The 4124-nt window shown below is 70.6% G+C and carries 3 protein-coding genes; all 3 read left to right on the top strand.

Going from position 1 to position 4124, the window contains the following annotated elements:
* The coding region (gcvT, locus tag QN345_RS16210) for a glycine cleavage system aminomethyltransferase GcvT (protein ID WP_323508874.1) at positions 1-990 on the top strand (990 nt) is incomplete at its 5' end.
* A gap of 98 nt (positions 991-1088) precedes the next feature.
* Positions 1089-1460 carry a glycine cleavage system protein GcvH gene (gcvH, locus tag QN345_RS16205; protein WP_134562225.1) on the top strand — a complete coding sequence of 124 codons (372 nt, stop codon included), beginning with the start codon at positions 1089-1091 and terminating at the stop codon, positions 1458-1460.
* A gap of 133 nt (positions 1461-1593) precedes the next feature.
* Positions 1594-4124: aminomethyl-transferring glycine dehydrogenase (gene gcvP, locus QN345_RS16200; protein ID WP_323508875.1), on the top strand; the 2531-nt coding region annotated here is incomplete at its 3' end.

Here is a 4124-nt window from a genome sequence, read left to right as displayed (position 1 = left end):
ACCGCCGCCGGCCTGTTCGACCTCTCCCACATGGCCGAGATCCGCGTGAGCGGGGCGGATGCCGCGGCGTACCTCGACTACGCCCTCGCCGGAAAGCTCTCCGCGATCGCCCTCTTCCAGGCGAAGTACAGCCTGATCCTGAACGCGGCAGGCGGCATCGTCGACGACATCGTCGTCTACCGCACCGGGGAGACCGAGTTCCTCGTGATCGCCAATGCCGGCAACCACTTCCCGGCGCTCGAGGCCCTCACCAAGCGCGCTGCCCGTTTCGACGTGACCGTGACCGACGAGAGCGACGACACCGCGCTCATCGCCGTCCAGGGCCCGAACTCCCTCGCCATCCTCCAGGCGACCGCCGGTCTCACGGCCACCGACGACCTCGGCGCCCTCCGCTACTACCGGGCCATGACGGGCACCTTCACCGACGTCCCGGTGCTGATCGCCCGCACCGGGTACACCGGGGAGGACGGCTTCGAACTGTACGTGCCCATCGATCGGGCCCTCGCCCTCTGGAATGCGCTCACCGCGGCCGGCGCCGACCACGGCCTCGTGCCCGCCGGACTCGCGAGCCGCGACACCCTGCGCCTCGAGGCCGGCATGCCGCTCTACGGCCACGAACTGAGCGAGGCGACCTACCCGGCCCAGGCCGGACTCGGCCGGGTCGTCAACCTCGCCAAGGAGACCGACTTCATCGGCCGCGCCGCGAGCGAAGAGGGGCCGCAGGCGGGGTCCGCCGTGCTCGTCGGACTCGTGTCCGCGGGCAAGCGCGCCGGCCGCGCCTCCTACGACGTCTTCCGCAGCGCTGACGCGCACACACCGGAGGGGATGATCACGAGCGGCGCCCTCTCCCCGACCCTGGGACATCCGGTCATGATGGCGTACGTCTCGCCGTCGATCGCCCGGCTCGGCACCGAGGTCTTCGTCGACGTGCGCGGCACGCGCATCCCGGCGACCGTGACCGCGCTCCCGTTCTACTCCCGCAAGCCCTGACCCCGAGGGCATCCGCCCACGCACTCCCGTCGGCGATTCTCGCCGGCACCCCTCCAGACCAGCACGCACTGCCCGTTGTTCCGCCGAAAGGACACCCCATGACCGACCAGACCACCCTCCAGTACACCGCAGAACACGAGTGGGTCCTCATCGAGGGCGACACCGCAACCGTCGGAATCACGGCGTACGCGGCAGAGAAGCTCGGGGACGTCGTCTTCGTCGAGCTGCCCGCCGTCGGAACCGGTGTCATCGCCGGCTCGATCGTCGGCGAGATCGAATCCACCAAGTCGGTCGGCGAGCTCTTCGCGCCGGTCAGTGGCACGGTCACGGCCACCAACGACGGTGTCGTCGACAGCCCCGAGCTCGTCAACAGCGACCCCTTCGGAGAGGGCTGGCTGATCAAGGTCACCTTCCTCGAGCTGCCGCCCCTCCTCAGCCACGCCGAATACTCCGCCCTCACCGGCGAATAAGCTCCCAGGAAGCAGGCAGCGCCAGATGACCAAGCACCTCAGTCCCACCCTGACCGCCCAGGCCTCAGCCCAGGCCACCGAGCGCCCGTTCACCGAGCGGCACATCGGCACGGATACCGCGGCGCAGGCCACGATGCTCGCCCGCCTCGGCTACGACTCCGTCAACGCCCTCGTGGCCGCCGCCGTTCCCGCCTCGATCCACGTCGACGCGTTCCGGTCGGAGTCGGACACCCTGCTTCCGCCCGCAGCGAGCGAGCGCGAGGCGCTCGCGGAGCTGCGCGCCCTCGCCGGCCGCAACACCGTACAGCGCTCGATGATCGGGCTCGGCTACTACGACACGATCACGCCGGCCGTGATCAAGCGCAATGTCCTCGAGAACCCGAGCTGGTACACGGCGTACACCCCCTACCAGCCCGAGATCTCCCAGGGCCGGCTCGAGGCGCTGATCAACTTCCAGACGATGATCGCCGACCTGACCGGTCTGCACACCGCGAACGCGTCGATGCTCGACGAGTCGACAGCCGTCGTCGAGGGCATGCTCCTCGCCCGGCGCGGCTCGAAGTCGCCGTCCCACCGGTTCCTCGTCGACGCCGACGCGCTCCCACAGACGAAGGCACTGCTCGCGAACCGGGCCGCCGCGCTCGGGATCGAGCTCGTGGAGACCGACTTCGGCACGCCCGGCGCCGACGCGGAGCCCGCCGCCGCCGGTGACGCCGATGCCTCCGCCGGGCTCGGCGACTACTTCGGCGTGTTCGTGCAGTACCCCGGCGCGACCGGGACGGTCTGGAATCCTGCCGCCGTGATCGAGGCAGCACACGCCCAGGGCGCTCTCGCCGTCGTCGTCGCCGACCTGCTCGCGCTCACCCTGATCATGTCGCCCGGCGAACTCGGTGCTGACGTGGCCGTCGGCACGAGCCAGCGCTTCGGCGTGCCGATGGGCTTCGGCGGTCCGCACGCCGGCTACCTCGCCGTGCGCAAGGGCCTCGAACGCCAGATGCCCGGGCGCCTCGTCGGCGTGAGCGTCGACGCGGCCGGCCACCCGGCCTACCGCCTGTCGCTCCAGGTGCGCGAGCAGCACATCCGCCGGGACAAGGCAACCTCGAACATCTGCACCGCCCAGGTGCTCCTCGCCGTCATGGCGGGCATGTACGCGGTCTACCACGGCCCGGACGGGCTCCGCCAGATCGCCCGCGGGGTGCACGAGAACGCCGGCCGGCTCGTCGCCGCACTCCGCGCCGCCGACGTGACGGTGCTGAACGACACCTTCTTCGACACCGTGCGGGTCTCGATGCCGTCCCGTGCCGCCGAGATCGTCGCCCGCGCCTCGGGCGCCGGCGTCAACCTCTACCAGGTCGACTGCGACACGATCGGCATCAGTGTCGACGAGACCACCACCCGGAGCGACCTCGCCGCGGTGCTCGGCGCGTTCGGCGGAACCGATGCCTTCGGACACGTCGACCTCGAGGCATCCGTCACCGGGCTCCCCGAGGAGCTCGCCCGCACCACGACGTACCTCGAGCACCCTGTCTTCAACACGCACCGCTCCGAGACGAGCATGATGCGCTACCTCAAGCGCCTCGCCGACTACGACTACGCGCTCGACCGCGGCATGATCCCACTCGGCTCCTGCACCATGAAGCTCAATGCGGCGACCGAGATGGAGGCCGTCAGCTGGCCCGAATTCAGCGGAATCCACCCCTTCGCCCCACGCGACGACGTCGACGGCTACCTCGAACTCATCCGGCAGCTCGAGACGTGGCTGACGGATGTCACGGGGTACGATTCCGTGTCGCTCCAGCCGAACGCGGGGAGCCAGGGCGAACTGTCCGGGCTGCTCGCCATCCGCGGCTATCACCTCGCCAACGGCAACGCTGAACGCACCATCTGCCTGATCCCGTCGAGCGCGCACGGCACGAACGCGGCATCCGCCGTGCTCGCCGGCATGAAGGTCGTCGTCGTCGCGTGCGACGACCTCGGGAACGTCGACCTCGACGACCTGCGCGCGAAGATCGCCGAGCACGCCGACAGCCTCGCCGCGCTCATGATCACCTACCCCTCGACGCACGGCGTCTACGAGCACGAGGTCGGCACCATCTGCCAGGCCGTGCACGCGGCCGGCGGGCAGGTCTACGTCGACGGCGCCAACCTCAACGCGCTGCTCGGCTTCGCCCGGTACGGCGACTTCGGCGGCGACGTGTCGCACCTCAACCTGCACAAGACCTTCTGCATCCCGCACGGCGGCGGCGGACCCGGTGTCGGCCCGGTCGCGGCGAAGGCGCACCTCGCGCCGTTCCTGCCCGGACACCCGCTCGCCCAGGACGAGGAGCATTACCTCCGGGGCGCCGACGGCAGCGCCGGAACCGTCGTGCACGGCGGCGGCCCGGTCTCGGCCGCACCGTACGGGAGCCCGGGCATCCTGCCGATCTCCTGGGCCTACGTGCGCATGATGGGCGCGGCCGGCCTCAAGCAGGCCACCGGCGCCGCCGTGCTCGCGGCGAACTACGTTGCCAAGGGCCTCGAGGGCGCATACCCGCTGCTCTACTCCGGGGAGAACGGGCTCGTCGCCCACGAGTGCATCCTCGACCTGCGCCCGCTGACCGCCGCGACGGCCGGGTGCGGCTCAGCGCCCACGCCGTGCTCAGCGTCGAAACCGTGGACATGCTG

This window comes from Cryobacterium sp. 10I1 (assembly GCF_035019805.1).
Lineage (GTDB): Bacteria > Actinomycetota > Actinomycetes > Actinomycetales > Microbacteriaceae > Cryobacterium > Cryobacterium glucosi.
The sequence above is the reverse complement of the archived record's forward strand: the minus strand, read 5'-3'. Positions and strand labels throughout refer to the sequence as shown.

What these genes read in the sequence shown, in the direction of transcription:
- gcvH (WP_134562225.1), top strand. Translation starts at nt 1,089, where the DNA reads ATGACCGACCAGACCACCCTCCAGTACACCGCAGAACACGAGTGGGTC.